Annotated in this window: 2 protein-coding genes; both read left to right on the top strand. The window is 70.0% G+C overall.

Annotation, left to right across the window (positions count from 1 at the left end):
• Positions 1-408: 408 nt before the first annotated feature.
• The gene (locus JHN63_RS51065; protein ID WP_200691938.1) at positions 409-1,242 is read left to right on the top strand and encodes a hypothetical protein; all 834 of its coding nucleotides are present in this window, start codon (positions 409-411) and stop codon (positions 1,240-1,242) included.
• Positions 1,243-1,418: 176 nt separating this feature from the next.
• A partial coding sequence (locus JHN63_RS51060) for an ROK family transcriptional regulator (RefSeq protein ID WP_200691937.1) occupies positions 1,419-2,300 on the top strand: 882 nt, incomplete at its 3' end.

Below are 2,300 nucleotides of genomic sequence, written 5' to 3'. Positions count from 1 at the left end.
CCATGGGTACGGCGAGCGCGCACACCGCCTCCCACCAGTACCCCGCCCACACCTTCACGCCCCGCACCCCGCCCCGTTCTCCGCCGCCCGCAAACGGGGTTGATCAAAAGTCAGGATGCTATGAGGTGGCTGGCAGTCCACGGCCGTGACGTCACGAATCGGCCTCGGCGGTGGGGTCGTAGCGGCCCGAAAGGGCTCAATACCCTTCGCAATTGCGGCAGATGGGGTGAATCCTCACCGCCCCGCTCCCACCTGCGGCTTTATCCATCGTGACGAAGCCGTGATGCGATCACCTTCACAGGCTGAACTCATTTTCTTCGCGGGGTCGCCATGCCTAAGGTCGGCCCACGACGGGCCCTTGTTCTGGAGCGCAATGCCCAGGGGTCCGTTTCGAATGTGGGGACAAGAATGAGGAAGCTCGCCATCGGCGTCGCCCTGAGCGGTGCTCTGGCTCTGACCGGTCTGGCCGCGCCGCTCGCGCAGGCCGCGTCGCCGGCCCTGGTCTTCAGCGGTGTGACGGTCAACAAGGGGAAGGCGGTCGTCGTAGGGACGACCGCGACGGTGAAGGTGCCCGTCACCTACACGCTGACGCGGCCGTCCGACGTGACGATCGACTACAAGACGACCTTCGCGGGCGTCATGCTCTACCGCGGCTCGCTCGCGGACTCCGACAACGAGCTCGACGCCGGCATGGCTCCGACCTGCACGACCACCGCGACGACGGACACCACCGTCACCGAGTCCTGCTCCGACACGATCGCGATCGACCCCGAGGACAGCCTGTACGAGACGGCCGACGCGACCACCTGGAACGTCGCCGGTGTCTACGCCCACATCGACGCCGACCTGGACGACTCGGACGAGCAGATCAGCTACTCCACCGACTTCGCGGCCTGGGGCGGCAAGGGCAAGGTCAAGATCCAGCGCGCCGCCAAGCTCACCGCCAACGCCTCCCCGGAGCCGGTGAAGAAGGGCAGGACCATCACGGTCACCGGCGCGCTGACGCGGGCGAACTGGGAGACCGGCAAGTACTCCGGGTACGTCTCCCAGCCCGCCACGCTGCAGTTCCGGGCCAAGGACTCAAGCACCTACACCACCGTCAAGACGGTCACCTCCACCACCGGCGGCGCCCTGAAGACGACGGTGAAGGCGACGAAGGACGGGTACTTCCGCTACGTCTTCGCCGGCACCGCCACCACCGGCGCGGCCACGGCCGCCGGTGACTACATCGACGTTCAGTAACACCCGCACCTCCCCCACCGCCCCCGCAGGTAACGAGTCTGTTGCCTCGGGGGCGGTCTCTATTGACGCCCCCTTCGCCCCGGGCTTACGTTCCTTCCACCCAATAGGAAACTTTCCTAACAGTGATCACATGACACGCTGGGTGGTTCGAGTTCGAGAGGCAGGTGGCGTACGACATGGCAGGAACCTCCGGCACCCCCGGCACCGGTACCGGCACGCCGGGCACCCCCCGCGTCCTGCGCGCCATGAACGACCGCGCCGCCCTCGACCTCCTCCTGGAGCACGGCCCGCTGTCCCGCACCCGGATCGGCAAGCTCACCGGCCTCTCCAAGCCGACCGCCTCCCAGCTCCTCGCCCGGCTCGAAGCGGCGGGGCTGGTCCTCGCCACCGGGACCAGCGAGGGGCGGCCCGGGCCCAACGCCCAGTTGTACGTGGTCAATCCGGGCGCCGCGTACGCCGCCGGGCTCGATGTCACGCCGGAGCGCATCCGCGCCGCCGTCGCCGACGTCACCGGCCGCACGGTGGGCGAGTTCGAACTCGCCACCCCGGGCCGGCGGCCCGCCCAGCCCGTCGTACGGCAGGTGACGGACGCCCTCGACGGTGCGGTGAAGGCCGCCGGGCTCGCCCGGGACGACATCCACCGCCTCGTCATCGGCACGCCCGGCGCCTTCGACCCGAACACCGGCCGGCTGCGGTACGCCTCGCACCTGCCGGGCTGGCACTCCCCGGCGCTCCTCGACGAACTCGCCGCCGCGCTGCCGATGCCGGTGGAGTACGAGAACGACGTCAACCTCGTCGCCATAGCCGAGCAGCGGCTCGGCGCGGCCCGCGGGCACGGCGACTTCGTGCTGCTGTGGAACGAGGGCGGTCTCGGCGCCGCCCTGGTCCTCGGCGGCCGGCTGCACCGCGGCTGGACCGGCGGCGCGGGCGAGGTCGGCTTCCTGCCGGTGCCCGGCGCACCCCTGGTCCGTCATGTGACCAAGGCCAACAGTGGTGGTTACCAGGCACTGGCCGGATCCCAGGCCCTGCCCCAACTCGCCCGCGCCGCCGGTCCAGCC

Origin of the sequence: Streptomyces sp. MBT65, assembly GCF_016612545.1 — a bacterium.
Classification (GTDB): Bacteria; Actinomycetota; Actinomycetes; order Streptomycetales; family Streptomycetaceae; genus Streptomyces.
The sequence above is the reverse complement of the archived record's forward strand: the minus strand, read 5'-3'. Positions and strand labels throughout refer to the sequence as shown.